Here is a 23,868-nt window from a genome sequence, read left to right on the forward strand (position 1 = left end):
TTTTGGACCGCACCGAGACAACACTTCCAGTCTTCTAACCAGGGGACACGTCGTCGAATCACGCATTCCGGCAATCGCCACTGGCTGGAACGAGTACGTCGACAGGACGTGTGCGGACGTACAGCGCGAACTGCCCCCCTTCATCCGGGGACCGCGAGTTCGAACCACACCGTCTTGCCCGCCTCGCCGGGCCGGGTGCCCCACCGGCGGGAGGAGGAAGCCACCAGTTGCAGACCTCGGCCGCTCTCGTCCTCCAGCTGCGGGGCCCGCTCACGCGGGGGGTCCGGGAGCGGGTCGGAGACTTCCACCAGCAGGACGCCGGGCAGACCCGCGGGGCGGACCAGGCGGACGCCGATGGGGCCCGTGGCATGCCGCAGCGCATTGGTCACCAGCTCGCTGACCAGCAGCGCCGCGAGGTCGCCGAGGCTGTCGAGGCCCCATCCGCGCAGCTTGCCCCGGACGACCGCGCGCGCGGTGCGTACGGCGCCGGGATCCGCGGGAAATGTCCACTCGGCACAGTCGCCTTCGGTGTCGATCACGCCGATCACTTCCCAGGCCCAGCGAGGTACACCCATGTCCGGTTTCGTGGGGTTAATGGGCACATACCCGATATCGCGAAGGCGCTACCGCCCGTGACGGCGCACTGTGGCACGAACGGCGGTACGAGACCGAGGGCAACACCCCTGTCCTGCTCAGCGCGCCCCGGACTCAAGGCGCGCCAGGACCTCCCGCACCGCCGGCACGTCCTGGTCCAGCCAGTTCACGGTCCAGATCTCGTCGGGGGTCAGCCAGCGCAGGTCGTCGTGGTCCTGAAGGGGGTTGGGGTCGCCGGAGCCGGGCTGGAGGCGGACGGTCCAGACATGGAGGACGTAGGGCGGCCTCAGGGGCCACTCCCCCGGCACACGCGTGAGCGCCTCCGCCGTGACGCCGAGTTCCTCACGCAGTTCGCGCACGAGCGCCGCCTCGGGCGTCTCGCCCGGTTCGACCTTGCCGCCGGGCAGTTCCCAGCGTCCGGCCAGTTCGGGGGGCGCACTCCGGCGCGCGGCGAGCAGGCGGCCGCCGTCGAGCAGGGCGGCCCCGACCACCACGATCCGTTCCGTCATGGGCCGGAGCCTACGGGAGTGGCGCGCGCGTCAGTTGTGGCCGCCGTCGCCGTTCTGGGCGATGCGCTCGACCCAGTAGAGCTGCTTGTGTCCGCGCGCGTCGAGACTGTCCGCGATTTTCTGCGCCTCGGCGCGGGTCGCGTACCTGCCCACGCGGTAGCGATTGCCGTTGTCGTCCTGCCGAATGACCTGCCAGGGAAGAGAGATGGTGCCTTCGGTCATCGCGCCCCTCCACTTCCCGTCCGCGGTCCGGGCCACGTCCCGCCCTCCAAGGAAACCGCAATCCGCATATGCCCGAGCCTACGCCTAACCTTCACGCAGCGAATACGGCTTTTCACAAAGAGGTACGCAACAAGCCAGAACGGAGGGGGCGCACGACAGCGAACGCGCCGCCCCCACGGCTCCCCGCACCGGGTCGGCGGCGTGCCGTCCACATCCGGGGCGACCTGCGAGAACGACCGGAAAGCGACGGCAGCGCAACCACCCGCACACCACACCTCGTTGGGGGTGTGTCGGGGGCAACTGCCGTAAAGGTGTGCGCTATTTCACCGGGAGGTGGTACGCGACCCGGTAGCGGTCGGCCGGGATCACCACATCGGCCGTCTCGACCGGGCGTCCGGAGGCGTAGTACGTGCGCTGGACGACGAGGACGACATGGCCGGGCACCCCGCCGAGCGCGAGGAGCTCCTCGGCGAGGCCGGGGCGGGCGCCGACCTCCTCGGTGACGTTGTCGACGATGACGTCGATGGCACGCATCCGCTCGACCACGCCCATGCCGCCGAGCGGGCCCTCCTCGGGCAGCATCACGGGCGTGCGGCCGGTGACGGCGAGCGGCTCCCAGGAGGTGGAGAGCATCATCGCCTCGCCGGCCTCCCGGAACACGTACCGCGTGCACATCACGCGGTCGCCGGGCTTGATGCCGAGCCGCTCCGCGACGGCGCCGCTCGCCTCGCTCTGCGCGCTGCTTGACTCCCAGGTGCCGCGCGCGTCGGCGTCGGCCTGCTCCTGGCGGAAGGGTGTGGCACCGCCGACGGGGCGGAAGCCGGAGCGCGCGATCCGGCGCGGCACGGGGCGTTCGCGCACATACGTCCCGGAGCCGGAGCGGCCCTCGACCAGCCCCTCGGCCATCAGCACCTTGCGGGCCTCCAGGGCGACGGTGTCCGAGACGCCGTACTCCTCGCGGATTCTGGCCTGGGAGGGCAGCCGGGTGTGCGGTGGCAGCGCGCCGTTGACGATCTTCTTGCGGAGATCACCCGCGACACGCAGATACGCCGGCTGCTCACCGAAAGTCACTGGCCGCTCCCATCAGGTTGTACAGACAGCTACAGCGTGGCAACCGTCGGTTGTGCCATGCAAGCGGAGGCCAGAGAATCACTCGAAGTGATGACATGCGCCGGGGAGGGGCTTTACGCAGGCACTTTCTCCCCGGTATAGCCGCGATCACACCTCGGCGCCGCGATCCCCTTCCCTGCTGTCCGCGCCGCTGCCGTTCTCGTCGTACGACGGCGGGGCGGTGGCCAGCCCCAGAGCCTTGCGTGCCGTAACGGTCTTGTCGGCGTCGGTCAGCTTGTAACCCTTGTCGTAGTGCTCGTAGAACGTGTCGGCGTCGGTGGACCCGGCGGCCTTCGCCCACTCCTTCTGGGCGGCCTTCAGGTCCTTGACCAGGTCCGCGACCGGCCGCTCGGCGTCGGAGGGCCACGTGTGGCCCTCGAGCAGCTTCGTCTGCTCGCCGAGCGCGGTGGAGACGCGGCCCGCCCACGCCTTGTGCCCGGGCAGGTCGTCCTCGACGTACTCGTCCTCGGGCGCCGTATCCATGGCCGCGTTGAGGACGTGCGCCGCCTTCAGGTACGCGAGCTGGTCCGCGTCGAGCGTCGTGGCGTCGTTGCGCAGCGAGCCGGTGAGGGTGTCGTTGTCGTCGGTGTTGCCGAAGACGCAGGTGATCTCGCGGTCGCCCAGGCGCCAGCTCTGCGCGGTCGGCGTGAAGTAGTACACGTCGACGTACTCGGGCAGGGCCCAGGCGTCCATCGCGTAGGTGTCCTGGAGCGCGTAGCACTTGTCGTCGGCGGTGTCGGTGACCTTGTCGTCGCCGGGGTAGGCGGAGCCGGTCATCTTGAAGGTGGCGAACACCTCGCCGTCGTGCGTCTTGTCACAGGGCACCTCGTCGACGTCGTACGTGACGCCCTTCAGCGAGCCGGACGGGTCGTTGAAGCAGTCGCCCTCGACGAGCGAGAAGCTGGAGCTGTTGCCCGCCCCCTCCTTGATGTCGTCCCAGGCGGCGGAGAGGGCGCCGGTGGCCAGGGTGAGGACCCACAGGGCGATGCCGAGCGACGACAGGACCGCCCCCGCGACGGCGAACCCCTTGCCCCGCTCTCCCCGCTTCCTGATCTGCCCCAGCGCGATCAGCCCCAGGACGAGCCCCACAGCCGGCAGGAAGCACAGCACGCCCGTGACGAACGCGGCGATGGCCACGCCGTTGACCGGCGTGGGCCGGTTGTAAGGGCTGTAGCCCTGCCCCCACGTCTGGTACGGCGGCCCCCCGTACGGGCCCTGCGAGTAGGGAACCTGGTACGGGCCCTGGGCGTTGGAGGGCTGGTGGGGCCCGGGGGGCGGCGGTATGGACACGGTTTCCGTGCTCCTGGATCGGGGCGAGTGGCGCGAATTTCGGATGCGGGACCGACTGCACTGACGTACGACTGGGCGCATCGTAAGCGTGGGGGGAGCGAGGACGGAATGCGGGTGACGAACCCGACGATCCGGGCGGCCGACCGGCTGACCGCACGACTGGGCCGACGCCCTGCAACCGAGCTGCTTCACGCATGACGTGACGTAGCGTCATGGAAAACGCAGTCAGTCCGGCTGTTCCCCCGCCAGTCTGCGCTGTTCCTCCTCCACGATGCGGCGGGCGAGGCCGTCGTCCGAGACGTCGATCGCGTCCGGGGTCGCCTCCGCGGTGTCGCTGCGGCGGGCGTACGCGTCGAACAGACGGTTCTTGTTCTCCAGGATGCGCAGCAGGCGGTCGTCCACGCTGTCCGTGGCCAGCAGCCGGTGCACCTGGACCGGGCGGACCTGGCCCATGCGGTGGGCGCGGGCCACGGCTTGGTGCTCCAGCGTCGGCTTGACCTGCGGCTCGCACAGGACGACCACGGACGCCGCCTGGAGGTTGAGGCCGACCCCGCCGGCCTCGATCTGGCACAGCAGCACCGCGTGCCCCTCGGCCGCGGTGAAGTCGTCGACCAGCCGCTGGCGGCGGGCGGCCGGGACGGCGCCCGATATCGGCCCGAACACGCCGTCCCCCAGGGCGGCCCGGACCGTCTCCAGCACACCGCGGAAGTACGAGAACACGGCCACCTTCAGGCCGTTCTCCGCGGCTTCCGCGACCAGTTCGCGCAGGCGCTGGAGCTTCGCGGACTTCTCGGGGTCGGCGTACGCGGCCCGGCGCATCGCCATGAAGTTGCCCTCGAGGACAGCCGCGCGGTAGGCGTCCTGGTCGGCGGCGCTGAACTCCTCCCACTCGTCGACCTGGAGCAGCGCGGGCAGTTCGGTGAGCACGTCCCGCTGGTTGCGGCGCAGGTAGGCGGGGGCGACCGCCTTGCGGAAGGAGTGCGGTCCGGCGACGGCGTCGCTCTCGCGGATCACGGGGACCAGGTCCGGCTGGAGGTAGCGGACCAGGGTGCGGAACTCCTCTACGCGGTTCTCCATCGGGGTGCCGGTGAGGAACAGCACGCGGTCGCAGCGCTCGGTCCACACCGCGACGGACCTGGCGCGGCGGGTGTCGCGGTTCTTGATGTAGTGCGCCTCGTCGACGACGAGCAGGGCGGGAGTGGTCGTGATCCCGGCGGGGGCGGCGTCCTTGAGCCCGGCAGGGGTGGCGTCCTTGAGCCCGGCGGGGCTGGTCCCGTCAGGCACGGGCAGGGTGTGCAGGACGTCGAAGGTGGTGAGGGCGACGCCGCCGCGCTCGCGCCACTGGGCGTACGCGTCCCCCCGGTCCGGGCCGTGCACCGGCACCGCTCTGAGCGTGCTGCGCGCACGGATCTCCCGCGTCCAGTTGATCAGCACGCTGGCCGGGCACACCACCAGGAAGTGACTGTGCCCCTCGGCCGCGAGGTGGGCGAGCGCGGCGATCGCCTGGACCGTCTTGCCGAGCCCCATCTCGTCGCCCAGTACGACCCGCCGCTGGGCCAGCGCGAAACGGGCACCGAAGGACTGATAGCCCCGCAGCGCGACTCGGCGGTGGGTGTCGTCCAGCGGCTGGGCGTGCACCCGCTCGGCCACCTCCGACGGCACGAACCCCTCGGCGGCCGCCACGTCCGTACGGTGCGCGGAGACCTCCGCCAGCTGGCTGTAGTACTCGGCGGAGCGCACCTCGAAATCGACCCAGACCTCGATCTCGGAGGCCGGTTCGCGCAGCAGGTCGGCCGAGGCCTGGGCGAGCCGCAGCCGTACGTCGGTCTCGGCCGCCTCGGCCGTGAGCGCGCGCAGCTCCGCGACCGCCGCGAGGGCGGCCTCCCGACGGCGCCGACCGGCAAGCGCCAGCCGCAGCCGACCGGTCGCCGGACGGGCCGCGGGCAGCAGCTCGGCGAGCCGGCCCTCGAATCGCTCGGCGGTGTCCACGGCCCGCCGCAACTCGGGGCCGGCCTCGACCAGCCGGTACAGCGCGCCGACCAGGGCGGCGGTCCGCGGGTCGGGCCGGTCGACGTCGATCCGCACGGACACGGTCTCCTCGACCGCCCGCGCGATCTGCCGGGCCGCGGCGAGCGCCTGGTCGGCGGTCTGGGCGCCGACGCCGGGAATCTGCCGCAGCTCGAACCGGCTCGCCTCGTACACCGCCCGCACCGAGCCGAGCCCCGCCGCCTCCAGCGCGGCCAGCCGCAGCCGCCCCTCCGTGACGTCCTTCAGCCTGGAGACCGGGATGGACTCCAGCTCCTTCGCCACGAGCTCGTCCCGGAGCGGGGCGAGGGCGGAGCGGACGGCGTCGAGGGCGCGATGGTGATCGGCGAGCAGGGTGCGCGCCGCGTCGTACAGCCGCACACCCTGCGTGTGCAGCTCCCCCACCCGCCGCCCGACCCGCGGTACGTCCGTCTCCATGCCACCCCCCGTCCTACGTCCGCCCCGTGCCCGCCCGCATCCGTCTCGAAGGGGGTCCATCGTGGCACGCGGCACTGACAACAGGGGGAGAGCCATGTCCTGGCCCGGCGCCGCGGGGACGCCCACCGAGCGCTGGTGTGAGGCGCGATTTCGCCGTAGACGATCTCGTGGCCGGGGTGTCCGCGACTGGCTACGGTCCTGCCATGACCGAACTGCCGGACTGAATGCGCCCACCGCGTGCGGAAGGCTGGTTCGCGGAGGATCTGGACCACCTCCCCGAGGCGCCCCGTCACACCGAGTTGATCGACGGAGCGCTCGTCTTCAATCTGTCGCCGCAGAGGTGGTGGCACGGCCACCTCGTCACCATGCTCACCCTGGCCCTCATGGAGCAGGCACCCCCGGACACCCGGGTCAGCCGTGGGATGACCATAAGGCTCGATGAGCGCAACCGGCCGGAGCCGGACCTGCTGGTGACGACCGCCGACTTCGACGGCGACCGGACCTGGTTCGCCCCGGACGAAGTACGCCTGGTCGTCGAAGTCGTCTCCCCCGAGTCCGCCCACCGGGACCGCACGGTCAAGCTCCGCAAGTACGCGGAGGCGGGCATCCCGCACTACTGGTGCGTCGAGGACGAGGACGGCGCCCCTGTCATCCACGTGTACGAACTCGACGAGCCGACCCGCACCTACGCCCCCGCCGGCATCTTCCGGGGCTCGCTCCGGCGCCCGGTGCCCTTCGAGATCAGTCTCGACCTGGAGAAGCTGACGCCGCCTCGGAGCAACTGAAAGAAGGACCGGACTCTCAGGAGTCCGGCCCTTTCTCGGCTGTGCGCCACGCGTCACACGTTGAAGCGAAACTCGCCCACAAGGCTTTGACCTGCGGAAATACGGGCGTATCCCAGCACCATCCCAGCACGGGATGCGCGACAAATTACAAGCGATCCAGGGGCGCCAAGGTTACACATCAGCCCCCGCGCCTAAGCGGGCCGCGCATCATTTCTGAAGCCGGGTGTATCTCCCGGCAGAGCAGCCGTGCGAAGGCGTGGCGTTCGCAGCGAGGTAGTTTCCGGGCACAGTCAACTCCGGACAGGGAAACCGCATGTCCTCACGCCAGGCCTTTCGACCGGCTGCGGCAAGGTGTCAACGGCGGGTGCGTCGGGCTTCTCGGATGAGGTTGATGAGAGCAGCGTCCTTCTGGCACACGCACCCGGGGGTGGGAAGCCGGTGGTCGATCATCTGGTCGGGTCGGGGGCCGAAGCGGGTGTCGTACTCGATGCGTCGTGGAGGTCCGCTGAACAGGCCCGTGCTGCGTGCGATCCAGGCGCCGACGACCAGGCAGGCGGCCTGCTGGGCCACGAACGCGGCCGAAGGACGGAACCCGTCGTCCGTTCTACCGTTCAGCTCAGCCGAGTTGATCAGCCCGCACACCGGCCGTCCGAGGAACTGCCCGACGAGCTCCCGCTGTTGATTGTCCAGGCCTTTCAGGTCTCGTTCGATCAGGGGCTCCTGCCCGCGGGCGATTCGGGACAGCGGGAGCCCGGTCAGTTCATGCAGTCGCTGCTCCGCGCTCTTCCCGGTGTGGTTGGCCTTGAAGTAGCAGCGCAGGCAGGGGCCGGTGGGCAGTGCCTCGTGCAGGGCGACGGTGGTGCCGACCGGGCCGCCGGTGCTGCCGTCCAGGGTGAGATCGGCATGCAGTCGCTGCAGGTCGTGCCGGGCCTCGACGCTGTCCAGTCCGCCGAGGACTATCCGGGGCCACGGCAGGGTGCCCGCATCGACGGCCTCGATGGAGGCTTGGATCGTCCCGTGGAACGGGGTCACCTCGATCCGCCGTAGGCGTGCGTCGATCAACCGCACCTTCGCCAGACTTACAGCCGCGTCGGCCAGGGTACCGATGCTGTACGAGGTGACGTTCGGTTCCTCGAAGACCTCCCTGTCCACCACCGTCAACTCGCCGGAGACCTGCAGCAGGTCCAGGACCAGGGCGATGCCGGTGCCGATCGCACCGCCCCCGCCCAGCAGCACCTGCTCCAGCGCAGGCAGCGGGGCTACGACGATCCCGGGTTGCTCACCGGGGAGGACGGGGCAGAAGTCCACCACCGGGGTCACCTGGAACCTTCCCTCCGGCAGCCCGGCAACGACCTTGAACGCCTCGCCGGCCAGCATCGCCGCAGTGAGGACCGCACCCAGCCCGGTGCCGGGCGCGTTGAGCCGGGGGAGAGGATGACCGGTGTGCCGCAGACGGACCCCGTGCCCGTCCGGGGCACCGGCCACCGCAATACCCAGCGGTGGTGCGGTTCCCACGTGCAGATGCAGCGGCGCCTTGTCCGGGGCCTCGCCGATGCAAAGCGGCCGGTCCGGATCGATCCCGGTCGCCGTTTCCACCAGCCTGCTGAGGAGTTCGTCGTCGAGCCGTCCCGGTCCGCGGCCGGGGTCCAGACTCAGCCGGACCGGCCACCGGCGCAGGTCCGCCACCAGCACTTCGAGAGTCTCGGCAGCCGCGGGAAGGTGCGCGTCCGCGGTCAGGTGGATGAGGATGCCCTCCATCCGCTCCCGCAGGGTGGCCTCTTTCACGCCGGCGGCCAGGCCACCCAGGCGTACGCTGCGGCTGTAGTCAGTACTCACGGACGCCCTCCTCGTCGAACACCACCGTGTGCACTGGGGGCAGCGCCGGGTCGACAACCGGAGCGGTGCAGGGCACCCAGTCCTGCTCGAAACGCCACCACCCCCACGATGCCGGGTCGGCGGGCGGCGCCGCGTAGGTCGGGACGACAGCGCTGATGAACCCCGGCACCCGCAAGGAGTACGCGCGGTCGGTCCGCGACAGGAAAGCCTCCCTGGGGTGCGAGTGGATCATCGCCCGCACCCGGTAGGACCGTTCCTCGGCGAAGGTGAACAGCCGGTCGTACGCGACCGCGCTCACCGTGAACAGACCCGGACCCCGCACAATCCCCGCCATCCCGGCCACCGCCACCACCAGCACGTGCATGTCCGACTGCCCGGTCAGCAGCAGCGCGCCAGTCTCCTGGTCGGCCAGCCCGTGGCGCCGAAGCTCCTGGAGCACCGGGTCGACCGCGCCGGCCGGCAGCACCAGCTTCCTCGTGTCGGTGGTCACCCGGCACGCCTCCCCGCAACGCGATCGATGTCGTCCTGCACGTTCTCCACCACGTACAGGAAGGGATTGCCGGTGCTCCGCCACGAGTGCGGCCCGCTGCTCCACTCGGGGTGGACCCTCTGACCTTCGGCCGTGAACGGCTTGCACACGTCGTTGGAGCCGTAGCGGTAGCCATTCGCTTCTGGCCACGCACTGGGCGCTCCGACTCCGGATGCGCCGATCGACTCGACGAAGACGAGGGAGGGCGGCCGGTCCGGGTAGACCGTCCACTCGATCCGGGCGATGAACGCCGCGCGCTCACCGTTGTTTGGATGCACCTCGGCCCAGAACAGGCCGTCGGGGTCCTGGTCGCGGCGGTGGAGGCGGCCGGCGGTCGAGGAGAGGAACTCCTCGACCGCCGGGGCGTCGCCCGCCAGCCGCAGACGGCTCTCAAGATCCACGACCGACTCCCGGGCTCTAGCCGTTGGTGGTCTCGGTGCGCAGCTTCAGGTGCAGGGCCCTGGCATGCCCGGCCAGCTCGCCCACCGTTGCCTCGGGCGGGACCTCGTGCCCGTCGAAGAACAGGTAGTAGCGGGTGGTGCCGTCGCTGGCGAAGCCGAAGGCGGTGAGGGTGTCGGACAGCACGCTCGCGGCGGTCACCTGCGGGGCGTAGTCGTGCTGGTACGGGTGCCCGGCGAGGGCGGACGTCACCGTGGTCTTGATCTCCTGGGGCTGGGGCATACCGATCTCCTAAGTCGTTCGAGGGTGCTACGGGAGAGCCCTACTGATTCAGCAAAGCGTCACTGAGGCTCCAGTGTGATCACATGAGGTCGATGCAGTCAAGCTTCATCGCCGTATTACTGCGCGCTACGCTGCCCGTATGAGCCCCGACCGGAGCCAGCTCCCCCTCCCGGACCCCGAAACGACCGGACCGGACGCTGTCGAGCAGTTCGACATCGCCGAACTCGGACGCCTCCTGAAGGAGCACCGCGGCCCCCTCTCTCTCCGGCAGGCCGCCGCCGAAGCCGGCGTCAGCTTCAGCACCCTCACCCGGGTCGAAGCGGGCGCCCAGCCTGACCTCGCCACCTTCACCCGCCTCTGCGCCTGGCTCGGCGTCTCCCCGAGCCGCTTCTTCACCTCGACCGCCACCCGCCAGATCTCGCCCCTCGATCAGGCCATCACCCACCTCCACGCAGACCCCCGGCTCACCGACGACGCGGCGAGCAAGATCAGCTCCGTTCTGCGCGACCTCTACGACGCCCTCGCGAAGGAGGCGGTCCCCGCCGTACCCGCCCTTGCCTGCCACCTCCGGGCTGCCTCGGTGCTGCGCCCTGGCGTCCCCCAACGGCTCGCCGACCTACTCACCGACATGAACACCGAACTCGAACGACTCGTCGAAGCAGGCGAACTGTGACCCTCCCCCGAGGCTTCAAGGCCAACGCCGAACGAGAAGCCCTCCGACTGCGCCGCGAACTTGACCTCAGCGACACCGATGCCCTGAACGTCGACGAGCTCGCCGACCACCTCAAGGTCAAGATCGTCAGCGCCGAGAGGCTCGTCAGCCGCACCCGCCTCGAAGAACTCGAACGGGTCCAGGCGTACGCCTTCTCCGCCGCTACCTTCCAGGTCTCCGGCAGAAACATCGTCGTCACCAACCCGCTCCGGACGCTGGGTCGCAGGGCCAGCGACGTGGCTCACGAGCTCTCCCACCTCGTCTTGAAGCATGACCTCACCGAGATCCGCGAAGTCAATGGCATGCCCTTCAGGACCTGCCGCCCGGACGAGGAAGAACAAGCCACTGCGTTTGGCGGAACACTCATGCTTCCCCGCCCCCTGCTGCTCGGCGCAGTCCGCCGCCAGTGGGGGCCGGCGCAGATCGCCGAACATTACGGAGTGACCGAAGAGATGGCCCGGTACCGGTACAACACCACTGGGGTAGCCAAACAGGTCCGAGGCCGCTGACGGCGGTCGGTCTGCCGCTTACCGCCGGGATGTGGCGCGGGGCGGGCACGTCCCGCAGCACATCCGCCCACGACTCGCTCGACTCGCGCAGGCCCTCGGCCAGCGCGATCAGGTCCTTGGAGCCGTCCAGGCGCATCAGCACCAGCACGCAAGGTCCACCTGGCCCAGGCGGACCTTGAAACACATACGATCGGCCCATACGGAGACGTAGTCGGCCGGCGACAGGTCGCGGGTCTAGAAGGCAGCGTGGTCATCGCCCCACGACAGCCGAGGAACTGCTCCGACGCGGGCACGAAGTCCCCGGACTACAGGCCGTGCAGATAAAGCAGCGGCAGCACCTCGGAGATCTTCGGCGACTTGCGGCACCTCAGCGGCAGAATCTTCGAGGAGATCCGCTTACGCTCGCCGGTGGTGGCATCGACGCGCTTGTCGTTCATCCGCGGCGCGGCGACCTCCACCAGCCGCACCCACACCTGGCAAGCCGCCATCAACGTACTGGCCAGCTACTGCGGCAATCGAATCGACCTCGGCGGATTCCACCTGAACACCGCGAGTGACCCACCGAAACTAAACCAGAGGAACCGCAACGCAGGTGCACATACAGAAACCGAGACGATCCCCATCCTGGGCGACCGACCACCCCGGGGGACGCCCGGCCAGAGCGCGCTTCAGATACGGCTGGGCATTGCGACATCCTTCCAGCCCACCTCTCAGCGATCCAGATCAGGTGTCTCCCAACCCGCAGCAGTCCCCACCCCGAAAACTTGGATAACCACTTTGTGGTTGACCCCGCCAAGTTCGATTTCTACTCAATGGACTACGACCGGGTGGTCGGTGGGGACCAGCTCGGGCGCACGCTCGCTGAGGAGGTCCTCCGGGCAGGTACGGACTTTGACGGAAGCGAGCGCTCGCCGATGCGCAACGCGGAAGCCCGCGTGGCCCTCGAAGTGGCGGCAGCGAGTGAGGGCGACTTGGAACAGGCGCTCCTCATGGGAGTGCCTGCACTCCAAGGCCACCGGCAATCGGTGCCGCTCATCACGACCAGCCGCGAACTCACTGCCGAAATGAGTCGCCGATACAGCCGAAACCAGGGGCACGGGACTACCTCGGGCGCCTCCATGCTCTTGGGCAGGAGAAACCCGGCTTCCTGCCGCAGTGATCTCCGTGGTCAAGGTTCGACAGGCCAAAGGCGGCGCATCAACCGCCTCTGGTGTCGACGATGCCGTAATGCGGTGCCGTTCATGTGCGCTTGGGCTTCGAGCGTGAACCTGTGGATGGCGCCCTCAAGCCGACGACACTCGTCGTGAACTGTCATCGGCCGCCCATGGATTCGAGACATGGTGCCTGCATGTTCCGGCGTCGCCGTCAGGAGCATGCGCGTCGATTTGGCGTGTTGATCGATGAGGAGGGCGGCATAGGCGAGCTCGTCAGGTCCTTCAAGGAACACCAAGGCGGCTGGTTCGTCCAAAGGATTAGCTCGGGCGGTGGCTGCGATCGCCTCGCGCCGCTGCTCCTCCTCTGCAGGGCTAAGCGGCTCGCCGGCAGCGCGCGCCAGTTGTATCTCCGTGGCGTGAGCGAGAGCCTCCGCAATGTCCGCCTTGTGCCGCCGGGCCGCTGTGAGAAATGCGGCATAGACCTCGCGCTGTTGCTGGCGGCGGACAGCGTCCACGCTCCCGCGCCTCTGGGCGCTCCCCGCGGCGTAAGCCGCTGCGGCGGCCAAAATGGCGGTGGGGGTGGTGATGAGCGCGGCTGTGACGGCGGGATCCATGACAGGTGATGATGCCGCACGGCCATGGCCATGGGAAAAACATGCTCAGAGCCCCATGGGAGAGGTTCGATCGGGCCGTCTGTGGGCCGTGCGAGGCTAGCCGATGACGACAGACCGTTCGGCCGATAGCTGATCCCGGGGTCCTCTATCGAGTCTTCCCAGCGCGGGAGACGGTTGCATCAGTCCCAGAAGAGCTGTTCTCGCCGTTAGCGCGCCTTCCGGTACCTCTCATCCGAACGAGGGGTCGTCTCAGCAGCCGCGAATTCCCGCAGGGGCAGCGGGCATTGTCGCCGAGGGCAGCGCACCCAGGGAACGGCGGGAGGCTACATGGAACAGGCCCTCAACGAGCGGCAGCAGGCCGTGCTCGACTGGGTGGGCCAAGGGTGTCCCGACGGAGCCTGGCCGGACAGTACGTACAAGACCAGCGGACAGGCCCTGCAGAACCGAGGGCTCATCAAAATCACCAAACGCCGCGGGCATTGGAGCGCCCACCTCACCGAGAAGGGGCGGCAGCATCTCACCGAACGCGGCATCCGCCCCGTGGAGCAGAGCACCCGACCGCCACAACGGCCCGCCCGAAAACCGGCACTACCGCGCCCCAGAGCCGTGCCGAAGGCCCGTAAGAACTACGCGGACCAACTACTCGAAGAACTGGCCGCTGCGAACGACGGCTGTCTCATCAAGCCCATCGAATCCGGCCCGCACGCGGTGAATTGGGCGTCACGCGTCAGTGCCGCCCGCAAGTCCGGCAAGATCCCCCAGACGCAGGAACTCTACGGATACCGCACCCACCGCGGCTACGAGATCAAGCTGGTCGACATCCCTGCCTGGCGCCTCGCGGAACTCACCCCGCTCCATGTGGCAGCCAGACTCACCAAACCCCATGCCGTCGTGGCCGCCCTCCAAAAGCAGCCGCAGCCCATGGGCCTGACCAAACCCCTCCAGGGCCGAGCCCTGCGCATCATCCAGACCCTCATCACCGCCACCGAAGCACAAGGCCACAAGGCCGCGCTCGGAACCACACAAGGCGCACCCCCGCCCCATCGGCGCCGTAAGGCGCAACCGCACTTCACCATCACCGCCCAAGGCGAAAGTGTCGGATTCCTCGTCCTTCAAGAACAGGACCGCATCGAACACGTCCCCACGGACAAGGAACTCGTCGACGCCAAGAAGTACTCATGGATGCGCATCGCCCGCTTCGACTACACCCCCTCCAGCCGCCTGCGTTTCATGCTCCGCGGCGGCAGCCCGCACCGAGCCAGCGAATGGACCGACCTCCCCGACCGGCCTCTGGAAGAACAACTCGCCGAGATCGTGCAAGAGGTCGGCCTCCGCGGCGAAGCCGCGGAACGTAAACGCCTTGCAGACCAGCAAGCCAGAGAGGTACAGCAAAAGCGCTGGGAAGCCGCCATGCAGGAAGCCCGCGCCACCTACGCCCACGCCTACCGCGTCAAGCACCTCGGGGAACAGGCAGACGCCTGGTACCAAGCCAGCCGCCTGACCGAATACATCGCAGCAGTGCGCGACCACGCCACATCACTGCCGCCCGGGCAGGAGCGGACCGAGATCGAGGCGTGGCTCGTGTTCGCGGACGCGCACCTCCAACACCTCACCGAATCGATCTCAGCGCCGAAACTGCCCACGCCGCCGAAGCCCAGCGGCGACGACCTCAAGCCCTTCCTTCGCCACTGGAGCCCCTACGGGCCCCGCTCCTACTGAGTCTTGGCTCCGTCCGCGACCTACGGAACTCACCAAGAGACGGAAGAGCGGCAACATAGCGGCGGATCGCCGGTTACCGAAACCGGTGATCCGCCGAATGCCGGTAGCTCCACCGCCACTCACTGACCAACCGTCGAAAGGCAGAAAGGGGACCAGGAGAAATCACACCGCCACGAGCCGGACCCTCTCGCCGCACAGCTTGGCCATGTCGTCAATATCGGACGTCAGCATGACCACGGGGCGGTGCTGTCGCAGCGCGGCCTCGGCGACGGCCGCATCGATCGCGTACTTGTGTCCGTGCAACCCGGCATTCATCAGCAACTTCGAGGCCGCCCTCGCCTCCTCGTCACCGACTGGAACGACCCGCAGCCCGGAAAGCACCCAGTTCAGGCGGGACTTGTTCGTACGAGCGTGGACGGCTTCGATGATGGCGAGCGCACTGATCACGACCTCCATGCCGCGCGAGCGCGCCTCAGCGATCAAAGCCACCACCTGCTCGTCGTCGGCGAGCAGCTTCGAGAGTCCCTCGCTGTCGAGGACCAGCGTCCCCTCGTGACTCAACCTGCGGCGGGCCACTCTGCCTCCTCGGCGAACACCTCGTCGAAGACCTGCCGCGCCCGCTGGCGAGCCGGCTCGGAAACCGACCCCTTGCGGCTCTCGTAGTCCGCCAAGTACTCGTCCAGGACCTGCCCACGCAGCTCACGCTCGACCGCCTCAGCGATGAACGCGGAGAACTCCCGCTTGCCCACCCGCGCCCGGATTGCCTCCGCGGTCCCCTCCGGCAGCGACAGGCTCACCCGCGTCGCCGGGCCTTCCCCGATGCTGTACGTCGTCTCACCCATACGTCGAGTGTGTCAAACGAGTAGGAAAAGCGCCACGGATCGAATCTGCACGGGCCCCGGAGTCGTGGAGAAGTCGTGGAATGGAGCCCCACCTGCCCGCCTGTCGCATCGGGAGATCGCTGCCCGAAACCCAGCACGGGCGTTCTCATCCCCTCCCAGCACGATCCCAGCACGGTAGGGATGAGCAGGAGTGATGACAGATGACGAGGGGTCAGCTATCCCAGCACCATCCCAGCACGGGAAAAACTGAGGGCCCGACCCCGAAGAGTCGGACCCTCTCCGACCTGTATGTTTGCCAGATCAGCGAAGTGGTGATAAGTCACCCGCTACACGTTGAAGCGGAACTCCACGACGTCCCCGTCCTGCATGACGTAGTCCTTGCCCTCCATGCGGGCCTTGCCCTTGGCGCGGGCCTCGGCGACGGAGCCGGTTTCGACGAGGTCTTCGAAGGAGATGACCTCGGCCTTGATGAAGCCCTTCTGGAAGTCGGTGTGGATGACACCGGCGGCCTCGGGGGCGGTGGCGCCCTTCTTGATGGTCCAGGCGCGGGACTCCTTGGGGCCGGCCGTGAGGTAGGTCTGCAGGCCGAGGGTCCGGAAGCCGACGTGGGCGAGGGTGGCGAGGCCGGGCTCCTCGGCGCCGACGGACTGGAGGAGCTCCAGGGCGTCCTCCTCGTCGAGCTCGGCGAGGTCCTGCTCCAGCTTGGCGTTGAGGAAGATCGCCTCGGCGGGGGCGACCAGTGCGCGCTGCTCGTCCTTGAAGGTGTCGTCGGTCAGCTCGTCCTCGTCGACGTTGAAGACGTAGAGGAACGGCTTGGTCGTGAGGAGGTGCAGGTCGTGGAGGAGTTCCGCGCGCTCGCTGCCCTGGACGATGCCGTGTGCGAAGAGCGTGTCGCCCTTCTCCAGGATGTCCTTGGCCTCCTCGACGGCCTTGACCTTCGGAGCGATGTCCTTCTTGATCCGCGACTCCTTCTGGAGGCGCGGCAGGACCTTCTCGATCGTCTGGAGGTCGGCGAGGATCAGCTCGGTGTTGATGGTCTCGATGTCGTCCTTCGGCGAGACCTTGCCATCGACGTGGACGACGTTCTCGTCCTTGAAGGCGCGGATGACCTGGCAGATCGCGTCGGACTCGCGGATGTTCGCGAGGAACTTGTTGCCCAGGCCCTCACCCTCGCTCGCGCCGCGCACGATGCCCGCGATGTCGACGAAGTCGACGGTCGCCGGGAGGATCCGCTGGGAAGCAAAGATCTCGGCCAACTTGTCGAGGCGGGGGTCGGGGACGCCGACCACGCCCACGTTGGGCTCGATCGTGGCGAACGGGTAGTTGGCCGCCAGCACGTCGTTCTTGGTCAGGGCGTTGAACAGGGTCGACTTGCCGACATTCGGCAGACCGACGATTCCGATCGTGAGCGACACGTTGCGACTTCCCGTAGTGAGAGGGCCAGGGGGCCAGAGGGCTGGCCGATCCCCCAGTTTACGGCGTGCCCGGCGCCCCCACAGCGCCCCGTCGAACGCTTGGCCAAGCTCTGTCCCTCGGCGTGTCCGAGACCCCATTCGGCACATAAACCGACCTAAGTTGGTGGGGTGGAGCAACACAGGACGCGACCCCCGCAGCCCGGAACGCGACGCGACGGACGGCCTCCCCTGCCCCCGCAGGCGGGGCGGGGCGGCGCGAGAGGCGGCGGACCGGTGCGGGCGGGTGCGGGCGGTGCCGCGAAGCGGCCCGCTCCCCGCCCCGGTCAGCCCGGTCGCTCCGCACGCCCCGCACAGCCCGGGCCGCCACGGCGGCCGTCGGCCGGACAGCAGTCCGCCCCGGCCGTCCTGCGGACGGTACGGAGGCTGCCGAACCCCCGGCTCACCGGTCTGGGCGGCGGGCTGTTCTGCGGACTGCTGATGTTCCTGCTCGGGTGTCTCGACCAGTTGCTGTTCGGCTCGTCGCTCACCGTGTACGCCGTGCTGTTCCTGCCGGTGTGTGTGCTGACGGCCATCTGGATCCGGCGGGCCGACCTGCTGACGGCGCCGGTCGTCGTGCCGATCGCCTTCGCCGTGGGGCTGCTGCCCGTGGCCGGCGGCGGTGACGGACTCAGCGGCTGGCTGATGGGCCTGCTCACCGCCCTCGCCACCCAGGCGGGCTGGCTGTACGGCGGCACGCTCGTCGCCGGCCTGATCGCGACCGTCCGCAAGGTCCGCCTGATGAACCACCAGCGAGCTCGGGCCGCCCGCTAGCCCGCGCTCGGCTAGCCGTGCTCCGCCGCCCGCATCGCCGCCCCCACGATCCCGGCGTTGTTCAGCAGCTGCGCCGGGACGATCTCCGCCTTGATGCCCTCGATGTGGGGCAGGAACTTGTGGGACTTGCGGCTGATGCCGCCGCCGATGATGAAGAGTTCGGGCGAGAACAGCATCTCCACGTGGGCGAGGTATTTCTGGACGCGGTGCGCCCAGTGCTCCCACGTCAGCTCCTCGTCCTCCTTGGCCTTGTTGGACGCGCGCTTCTCCGCGTCGTGGCCGTGCAGCTCCAGGTGGCCGAGCTCGGTGTTGGGGACGAGGGCGCCGTCGACGAAGAGGGCGCTGCCGATGCCGGTGCCGAAGGTGAGGAGGACGACCGTGCCGCGGCGGTCCTTGCCGGCCCCGAAGTGCATCTCCGCGACGCCCGCCGCGTCCGCGTCGTTGACCACCGTCACCGGCAGGCCGCCCAGGCGCTCGCTGAACAACGCGCGCGCGTCCGTGTCGATCCAGCTCTTGTCCACGTTCGCCGCGGTGCGGATCGTGGACCCGCCGGTGACCACGCCCGGGAAGGTCAGCCCGACCGGTCCCGTCCAGCCGTAGTGCTCGACGACCTGCTTCACGCCGTCGGCCACGCCGTCGGGCGTCGCCGGGTGCGGGGTCAGCACCTTGAAGCGCTCCTGAGCCAGGTCCCCTCTGTCCAGGTCCACAGGGGCGCCCTTGATCCCGGAACCGCCGATGTCCACACCGAAGATCTGCATGGCCCTACGTTACGACGGACGACGGACAGTCACTCCGCGGGGGCGTCCGCCGCCCCCGCCCCGCCTCGCTCGGCGCCCAGTGCGGTCGCTTCGTCGCGCAGATCGCGGCGCAGTTCCTTGGGCAGCGAGAAGGTGATGGACTCCTCGGCCGCCTTCACGAGTTCGACGTCCTCGTAGCCGCGGCCGGCGAGCCACTCGAGGACCTGCTCGACCAGCACCTCCGGCACGGAGGCGCCCGAGGTGACGCCGACCGTGGTCACGCCATCGAGCCACGCCTCGTCGATCTCGCTCGCGAAGTCCACGAGGTACGCCTCGCGCGCGCCGGCGAGCTTGGCCACCTCGACGAGCCGCTTGGAGTTGGAGGAGTTGCGGGAGCCGACCACGATCACCAGCTCGGCCTGGGCGCCCATCTGCTTCACGGCGAGCTGACGGTTCTGCGTGGCGTAGCAGATGTCGTCGCTGGGCGGGGAGATGAGCTGCGGGAACTTGTCCTTCAGGGCGTCGACGGTCTCCATGGTCTCGTCGACGGAGAGCGTGGTCTGGGAGAGCCAGACGACCTTGGACGGGTCGCGGACCTCGACCTTGGCGACGTCCGAGGGGCCGTCGACGAGCTGGATGTGGTCCGGGGCCTCACCGGAGGTGCCGATGACCTCCTCGTGACCCTCGTGACCGATCAGCAGGATGTCGTAGTCCTCGTTCGCGAAGCGGACGGCTTCCTTGTGGACCTTGGTGACCAGCGGGCAGGTGGCGTCGATGGTGGCGAGCCGGCCGCGCGCGGCCTCCTCGTGGACGACGGGGGCGACGCCGTGCGCCGAGAACATGACGATGTTCCCGGGCGGCACCTCCTCGGTCCGCTCCACGAAAACGGCACCCTTCTTCTCCAGGGTCTGCACGACGTACTTGTTGTGCACGATCTCGTGGCGGACGTAGACCGGGGCTCCGTACTGCTCGAGGGCTTTCTCGACGGCGATCACGGCGCGGTCCACACCCGCGCAGTAGCCACGGGGAGCGGCGAGAAGGACACGGCGGCCAGGCGAAGCAGTCATGCACCCCATCGTAAGGCCGCGTCGGAGGCGTCAGAGTTCGCGTCGTCGGGGAGACCGACCGGGGCGAGTGGCCCGGCCGGGATGTCAGTCCCGGCCGTTACCCTCGCGGCATGGCTGTCAATACGTCGCCCGAAACGCCCCTGCCCGTCGGTGAGGTTTCGCGGCTGATCGGGGGGTGGATCGACCGGCTGGGTGCGGTGTGGGTGGAGGGGCAGATCACTCAGTTGTCGCGGCGGCCGGGGGCGGGGGTCGTGTTTCTGACGTTGCGGGATCCGTCGTACGACATCTCCGTGAGCGTCACCTGTTTCCGGCAGGTGTTCGACGCGGTCGCGGATGTGGTCGGCGAGGGTGCCCGGGTCGTCGTGCACGCGAAGCCGGAGTGGTACGCGCCTCGGGGGCAGCTGTCGTTGCGGGCCGTGGAGATAAAGCCCGTCGGGGTGGGCGAGCTGCTCGCGCGGCTGGAGCAGTTGAAGAAGTCCCTCGCCGCGGAGGGGCTGTTCGCGGCGGAGCGGAAGAAGCGGTTGCCGTTCCTGCCGCAGCTCGTCGGGCTGGTCTGCGGCCGCGCCTCCGCGGCGGAGCGGGACGTGCTGGAGAACGCCCGGCACCGCTGGCCCGCCGTCCGTTTCGAGGTGCGCAACGTGCCGGTGCAGGGGGTGCACGCCGTGCCGCAGGTGGTGCAGGCCGTGAAGGACCTCGACGCGATCGACGACGTGGACGTGATCATCGTCGCGCGGGGCGGCGGAAGCGTGGAGGATCTGCTGCCGTTCTCCGACGAGCAGCTGGTGCGGGCGGTCGCCGCCTGTCGTACGCCCGTCGTGTCAGCCATCGGGCACGAGCCGGACACGCCGCTCCTCGACTACGTCGCCGACCTGCGCGCCTCGACGCCCACGGACGCCGCGAAGAAGGTCGTACCGGACGTGGGCGAGGAGTACGAGCGGGTGCGGATGCTGCGGGACCGGGCGCGGCGGTGTGTGGGGGCGTTCGTGGAGCGGGAGGAGCGTGGGCTGGCCCATGCGCTCGCCCGGCCGGCGATAGAGGATCCGCACCGGATGATCGACGAGCGTGCCGATCACGTGGCGTCGCTGACGGAGCGCGCCCGGCGGTGTCTGGGCCACGCCCTCGACCGCGCCGACTCCGAGCTGACGCACACGCACGCGCGCGTGGTGGCCCTCTCCCCCGCGGCGACCCTGAAGCGGGGGTACGCGGTGCTGCAGAAGGCGGACGGGCATGTGGTCCGGGATCCGGGCGAGGTGACGGCGGACGAGGCGCTGCGCGCCCGGGTCGCCGAGGGCGAGTTCTCCGTACGAGTCGATGTCTAGGGTGGGTGGATGACCAGCAAGGTGGATGAGGCGCTCGGCTACGAGCAGGCGCGCGACGAGCTGATCGAGGTCGTACGGCGGCTGGAGGCGGGCGGTACGACGCTGGAGGAGTCCCTGGCTCTGTGGGAGCGCGGGGAGGAGCTGGCCAAGGTGTGCCGGCGGTGGCTCGAAGGAGCGCGGGCACGGCTGGACGCGGCGCTGGCCGAGGAGGCCGAGGAAGAGGGCGACGCCGGGGGCGAGTAGTTGGACGACCGGGGTGTGTGAGGCGAGTCACCACACCCCGGTATTTGTTGAAGGTTGAACTTCCATTGTCGTACGGTCGCTGTCGTCAGCCGGCCCGGCGTTCCGGATCCGGACGCGCACCAGAGGAAGTTCACGCCATGTCTCTCGCTCTTGACCCCGCCGCCCAGGACCTGCTCTTCCGCGAGGCCCGCACCGCCAACACCTTCACCGACGAGCCGGTGACCGACGAGCAGGTGCAGGCGATCTACGACCTGGTCAAGTTCGGCCCCACCGCTTTCAACCAGACGCCGCTGCGCATCACCCTGGTCCGCTCCGCCGAGGCCCGCGAGCGCCTGGTGCCGCACATGGCCGAGGGCAACCAGCCGAAGACGGCCTCCGCCCCGCTGGTCGCGATCCTCTCCGCGGACAACGAGTTCCACGAGGAGCTGCCGGCCCTCTTCCCGGCCTTCCCGCAGGCCAAGGACCTCTTCTTCGCCGAGCGCGCCGCCCGCGAGGGCTCCGCCACGCTGAACGCCGCCCTCCAGGCCGCGTACTTCATCGTCGGCGTCCGCGCCGCCGGCCTGGCCGCCGGCCCGATGACCGGCTTCGACGCCGAGGGCATCCGCAAGGAGTTCCTGGACGACGACCACTCCCCTCTGATCGTCGTCAACATCGGCAAGCCGGGCGAGAACGCCTCCTACCCGCGCTCCCCGCGTCTGGCGTACGACGAGGTCGTCACCACCGTCTGATCCGCGGTACCGACCGCAGCGCGCAGCGCAACGCGGCACAAACGCAGCGCAGCGCGACGGCAAGAGGAAAGGCCCCCGGTTCACCGCCGGGGGCCTTCGTCATGTCGCTGAGCGACCGCTCTCGGGCGGTCAGGCCGTCTTCAGCGCCTCGACCATCTCCGTCAGCCGTGCGAACGACGCCGTGCCCGCCACCACCGTCGTCGAGCCCTCCGTGTCCTTCAGGACGAGGGCGTCGTAGCGGCCGCCGGTGTAGTGGGTCCACGTCCGGCCACCGATCTCCTCGGTGGTCTTCGTCTCCCGCGCGCCCTGGCTCGCCTCGTCGATGAACGTGGAACGCTTCTGAGTGGACTGCTCGATCGCGACGTACTCACCGTCGGGGGCACTGAAGCCGAGGTGCCAGGCGTCGAAGTCGTCGCCCTTGAAGCGGACGGAGGTCGCCTTCCACTCGACGGGCAGGCCCTCCGGTGCGGCCACCGGGTACGACGCCGCGCGGCGCGCCGTGAGGAGCTCCACGCGGTAGTCCACCCGCTTGGTGTTGGGAGGGTGATCGTCGTGCGGGATGAAGAGGTACATCACCCAGCCCGCGACCAGGATCAGGCCCAGGGAGAGGACCATGTCCCGGACCGTCTTCTGCTTGCCGTTCGAACCTGCCACGCCCCCTATCGTCGCAGGTGCCCGGGCTGCTCATCCGTGGGGTCCCCTGCTCATTTTGTCGACCTGACGATAGAGTCGGGCACAACACCCTCATCCGGCCGTCGTCGTATCAGAAAGGTGCGCTCCGATGACCGAGCATCATTCCTTGCCGTCCGAGCTCGATGTCCCCTCCGAAGCCCCCGACCGCAACCTCGCCCTGGAACTGGTGCGGGTCACCGAGGCCGCCGCCATGGCCGCAGGGCGCTGGGTCGGGCGCGGTGACAAGAACGGCGCCGACGGCGCCGCCGTACGTGCCATGCGCACCCTCGTCTCCACCGTCTCCATGAACGGCGTCGTCGTCATCGGGGAGGGCGAGAAGGACGAGGCCCCGATGCTCTTCAACGGCGAGCAGGTCGGCGACGGCACCGGGCCGGAATGCGACATCGCCGTCGACCCCATCGACGGCACCACGCTGACCGCGAAGGGCATGCCCAACGCCATCGCCGTCCTGGCCGCCGCCGAGCGCGGCTCCATGTTCGACCCGTCCGCCGTCTTCTACATGGACAAGCTGGTCACGGGCCCCGACGCGGCCGACTTCGTCGACATCGACGCCCCGGTGTCCGTGAACATCCGCCGGGTCGCCAAGGCCAAGCGGGCCACGCCCGAGGACGTCACCGTCGTCATCCTCGACCGGCCGCGCCACGCGGGCATCATCGACGAGATCCGCGAGACCGGCGCGCGTATCAAGCTGATCTCCGACGGCGATGTGGCCGGGTCGATCCTGGCGCTGCGCGAGGGCACGGGCGTCGACCTGCTGCTGGGGATCGGCGGCACACCGGAGGGCATCATCTCCGCCTGTGCCGTGAAGTGCCTTGGCGGAACGATTCAGGGCAAGCTGTGGCCCAAGGACGACGAGGAGCGGCAGCGGGCGATCGACGCGGGGCACGATCTCGGGCGGGTGCTCAACACGGAGGACCTGGTGACCGGCGAGAACGTGTTCTTCGTCGCCACCGGGATCACCGATGGCGAGCTGCTTCGTGGCGTTCGGTATCGGTCGGAGACCGCGACCACCGACTCGATCGTCATGCGGTCCCGGTCCGGCACGGTTCGGCGGATCGATTCCGAGCACCGGCTCAGCAAGCTGCGGGCGTACAGCGCGGTTGACTTCGATCGCGCGAAGTAGCTTCGCGGGAGCAGCAGGGGGTGCTGATCGTGCGCGGCTGCGGGTCGTGTGTGGCCGGTCGCGCAGTTCCCCGCGCCCCCGGGTCGGCCACCTTCCCGCTTCCTTGAAAGTTCCCGAAAATGGGGCGCCCCCGGTGCGGAGGGGACGCCCCTTCGGCGTTTGCG

26 protein-coding genes and 1 pseudogene are annotated in these 23,868 nt (G+C 69.3%); 9 read left to right on the top strand and 18 right to left on the bottom strand.

Features of this window, described 5'->3' with window-relative positions; genetic code table 11:
• Window positions 1-140: 140 nt before the first annotated feature.
• From ACFYWX_RS05570 to ACFYWX_RS05595, 6 genes are all read right to left on the bottom strand, one after another.
• Window positions 141-575: an ATP-binding protein gene (locus ACFYWX_RS05570; protein WP_389422671.1), complete on the bottom strand. Its 435-nt coding sequence runs from the start codon at window positions 573-575 to the stop codon at window positions 141-143.
• Between the two features lie 117 nt (window positions 576-692).
• Complete coding sequence (locus ACFYWX_RS05575; protein ID WP_389422672.1) at window positions 693-1,103, bottom strand: (deoxy)nucleoside triphosphate pyrophosphohydrolase; 411 nt, start codon at window positions 1,101-1,103, stop codon at window positions 693-695.
• A gap of 30 nt (window positions 1,104-1,133) precedes the next feature.
• A complete protein-coding gene (locus ACFYWX_RS05580; RefSeq protein ID WP_389422673.1) occupies window positions 1,134-1,325 on the bottom strand; it encodes an SPOR domain-containing protein in 192 nt (63 codons plus the stop codon).
• A gap of 318 nt (window positions 1,326-1,643) precedes the next feature.
• Window positions 1,644-2,396, bottom strand: a complete 753-nt coding sequence (locus ACFYWX_RS05585; protein ID WP_389422674.1) for a GntR family transcriptional regulator — start codon at window positions 2,394-2,396, stop codon at window positions 1,644-1,646.
• 147 nt (window positions 2,397-2,543) lie between these two features.
• The gene (locus ACFYWX_RS05590) at window positions 2,544-3,725 is read right to left on the bottom strand and encodes a DUF4190 domain-containing protein (RefSeq protein WP_389422675.1); all 1,182 of its coding nucleotides are present in this window, start codon (window positions 3,723-3,725) and stop codon (window positions 2,544-2,546) included.
• A gap of 225 nt (window positions 3,726-3,950) precedes the next feature.
• Entirely contained in the window at window positions 3,951-6,188 is a 2,238-nt protein-coding gene (locus ACFYWX_RS05595) for a DEAD/DEAH box helicase (protein WP_389422676.1), read from the bottom strand.
• Between the two features lie 224 nt (window positions 6,189-6,412).
• Between ACFYWX_RS05595 and ACFYWX_RS05600 the strand changes: the two genes are divergently transcribed.
• Complete coding sequence (locus ACFYWX_RS05600; RefSeq protein WP_389422677.1) at window positions 6,413-6,973, top strand: Uma2 family endonuclease; 561 nt, start codon at window positions 6,413-6,415, stop codon at window positions 6,971-6,973.
• Between the two features lie 354 nt (window positions 6,974-7,327).
• Here ACFYWX_RS05600 and ACFYWX_RS05605 read toward each other — a convergent pair whose 3' ends face one another.
• From ACFYWX_RS05605 to ACFYWX_RS05620, 4 genes are read right to left on the bottom strand one after another with little or no spacing between them, the layout of a single operon-like run.
• Window positions 7,328-8,809: a ThiF family adenylyltransferase gene (locus tag ACFYWX_RS05605; protein WP_389422678.1), complete on the bottom strand. Its 1,482-nt coding sequence runs from the start codon at window positions 8,807-8,809 to the stop codon at window positions 7,328-7,330.
• Window positions 8,799-9,299: a hypothetical protein gene (locus ACFYWX_RS05610; RefSeq protein ID WP_389422679.1), complete on the bottom strand. Its 501-nt coding sequence runs from the start codon at window positions 9,297-9,299 to the stop codon at window positions 8,799-8,801. Before ACFYWX_RS05610 ends, ACFYWX_RS05605 begins: the two co-directional genes overlap by 11 nt.
• Window positions 9,296-9,739 (bottom strand): hypothetical protein, encoded by a 444-nt coding sequence (locus tag ACFYWX_RS05615; protein WP_389422680.1) that lies wholly within the window; start codon window positions 9,737-9,739, stop codon window positions 9,296-9,298. The genes ACFYWX_RS05610 and ACFYWX_RS05615 overlap by 4 nt, the downstream gene beginning before the upstream one ends.
• Before the next feature lie 16 nt (window positions 9,740-9,755).
• Window positions 9,756-10,019 carry a hypothetical protein gene (locus ACFYWX_RS05620; protein ID WP_384479012.1) on the bottom strand — a complete coding sequence of 88 codons (264 nt, stop codon included), beginning with the start codon at window positions 10,017-10,019 and terminating at the stop codon, window positions 9,756-9,758.
• 139 nt (window positions 10,020-10,158) lie between these two features.
• Between ACFYWX_RS05620 and ACFYWX_RS05625 the strand changes: the two genes are divergently transcribed.
• The gene (locus ACFYWX_RS05625) at window positions 10,159-10,692 is read left to right on the top strand and encodes a helix-turn-helix domain-containing protein (RefSeq protein ID WP_389422681.1); all 534 of its coding nucleotides are present in this window, start codon (window positions 10,159-10,161) and stop codon (window positions 10,690-10,692) included.
• Window positions 10,689-11,240, top strand: coding sequence for an ImmA/IrrE family metallo-endopeptidase (locus ACFYWX_RS05630; protein ID WP_389422682.1), 552 nt, complete (start codon window positions 10,689-10,691; stop codon window positions 11,238-11,240). Before ACFYWX_RS05625 ends, ACFYWX_RS05630 begins: the two co-directional genes overlap by 4 nt.
• A gap of 52 nt (window positions 11,241-11,292) precedes the next feature.
• Here the strand turns inward: ACFYWX_RS05630 and ACFYWX_RS05635 are convergent.
• Window positions 11,293-11,698: pseudogene (locus tag ACFYWX_RS05635) on the bottom strand (IS256 family transposase); the annotation flags it as partial.
• Between the two features lie 710 nt (window positions 11,699-12,408).
• Window positions 12,409-13,008: a hypothetical protein gene (locus ACFYWX_RS05640; protein WP_389422683.1), complete on the bottom strand. Its 600-nt coding sequence runs from the start codon at window positions 13,006-13,008 to the stop codon at window positions 12,409-12,411.
• 327 nt (window positions 13,009-13,335) lie between these two features.
• Here ACFYWX_RS05640 and ACFYWX_RS05645 point away from each other — a divergent pair, with 327 nt between their 5' ends.
• Entirely contained in the window at window positions 13,336-14,727 is a 1,392-nt protein-coding gene (locus ACFYWX_RS05645) for a hypothetical protein (RefSeq protein WP_389422684.1), read from the top strand.
• Window positions 14,728-14,889: 162 nt separating this feature from the next.
• Here the strand turns inward: ACFYWX_RS05645 and ACFYWX_RS05650 are convergent, their stop codons facing one another.
• The 3 genes from ACFYWX_RS05650 to ychF form a co-directional block, all read right to left on the bottom strand.
• A complete protein-coding gene (locus ACFYWX_RS05650; protein WP_232026479.1) occupies window positions 14,890-15,303 on the bottom strand; it encodes a DNA-binding protein in 414 nt (137 codons plus the stop codon).
• Window positions 15,285-15,569, bottom strand: a complete 285-nt coding sequence (locus ACFYWX_RS05655; protein WP_389422685.1) for a hypothetical protein — start codon at window positions 15,567-15,569, stop codon at window positions 15,285-15,287. The genes ACFYWX_RS05650 and ACFYWX_RS05655 overlap by 19 nt, the downstream gene beginning before the upstream one ends.
• A gap of 326 nt (window positions 15,570-15,895) precedes the next feature.
• Entirely contained in the window at window positions 15,896-16,984 is a 1,089-nt protein-coding gene (gene ychF / locus ACFYWX_RS05660; RefSeq protein WP_389422686.1) for a redox-regulated ATPase YchF, read from the bottom strand.
• Window positions 16,985-17,152: 168 nt separating this feature from the next.
• On the opposite strand from ychF, the gene ACFYWX_RS05665 reads away from it, so the two are divergent.
• Window positions 17,153-17,794: a DUF6542 domain-containing protein gene (locus ACFYWX_RS05665; protein WP_389422687.1), complete on the top strand. Its 642-nt coding sequence runs from the start codon at window positions 17,153-17,155 to the stop codon at window positions 17,792-17,794.
• A gap of 11 nt (window positions 17,795-17,805) precedes the next feature.
• Here ACFYWX_RS05665 and ppgK read toward each other — a convergent pair whose 3' ends face one another.
• Window positions 17,806-18,552, bottom strand: a complete 747-nt coding sequence (gene ppgK / locus ACFYWX_RS05670) for a polyphosphate--glucose phosphotransferase (protein WP_389422688.1) — start codon at window positions 18,550-18,552, stop codon at window positions 17,806-17,808.
• Window positions 18,553-18,581: 29 nt separating this feature from the next.
• Complete coding sequence (locus ACFYWX_RS05675; RefSeq protein ID WP_389422689.1) at window positions 18,582-19,607, bottom strand: 4-hydroxy-3-methylbut-2-enyl diphosphate reductase; 1,026 nt, start codon at window positions 19,605-19,607, stop codon at window positions 18,582-18,584.
• A gap of 101 nt (window positions 19,608-19,708) precedes the next feature.
• Between ACFYWX_RS05675 and xseA the strand changes: the two genes are divergently transcribed.
• The 3 genes from xseA to ACFYWX_RS05690 all read left to right on the top strand — a co-directional run bounded on the left by xseA (window position 19,709) and on the right by ACFYWX_RS05690 (window position 21,888).
• The gene (gene xseA, locus ACFYWX_RS05680) at window positions 19,709-20,917 is read left to right on the top strand and encodes an exodeoxyribonuclease VII large subunit (RefSeq protein ID WP_389422690.1); all 1,209 of its coding nucleotides are present in this window, start codon (window positions 19,709-19,711) and stop codon (window positions 20,915-20,917) included.
• 9 nt (window positions 20,918-20,926) lie between these two features.
• Entirely contained in the window at window positions 20,927-21,160 is a 234-nt protein-coding gene (locus ACFYWX_RS05685; RefSeq protein WP_389422691.1) for an exodeoxyribonuclease VII small subunit, read from the top strand.
• A gap of 137 nt (window positions 21,161-21,297) precedes the next feature.
• Entirely contained in the window at window positions 21,298-21,888 is a 591-nt protein-coding gene (locus ACFYWX_RS05690; RefSeq protein ID WP_389422692.1) for a malonic semialdehyde reductase, read from the top strand.
• 129 nt (window positions 21,889-22,017) lie between these two features.
• Here ACFYWX_RS05690 and ACFYWX_RS05695 read toward each other — a convergent pair whose 3' ends face one another.
• A complete protein-coding gene (locus tag ACFYWX_RS05695; RefSeq protein ID WP_389422693.1) occupies window positions 22,018-22,542 on the bottom strand; it encodes a DUF4245 domain-containing protein in 525 nt (174 codons plus the stop codon).
• 127 nt (window positions 22,543-22,669) lie between these two features.
• Here ACFYWX_RS05695 and glpX point away from each other — a divergent pair, with 127 nt between their 5' ends.
• Window positions 22,670-23,704: a class II fructose-bisphosphatase gene (glpX, locus tag ACFYWX_RS05700; protein WP_389422694.1), complete on the top strand. Its 1,035-nt coding sequence runs from the start codon at window positions 22,670-22,672 to the stop codon at window positions 23,702-23,704.
• The last annotated feature ends 164 nt before the right edge of the window (window positions 23,705-23,868 follow it).

The sequence above is a fragment of the Streptomyces sp. NPDC002888 genome (assembly GCF_042888465.1).
Taxonomy (GTDB): domain Bacteria; phylum Actinomycetota; class Actinomycetes; order Streptomycetales; family Streptomycetaceae; genus Streptomyces.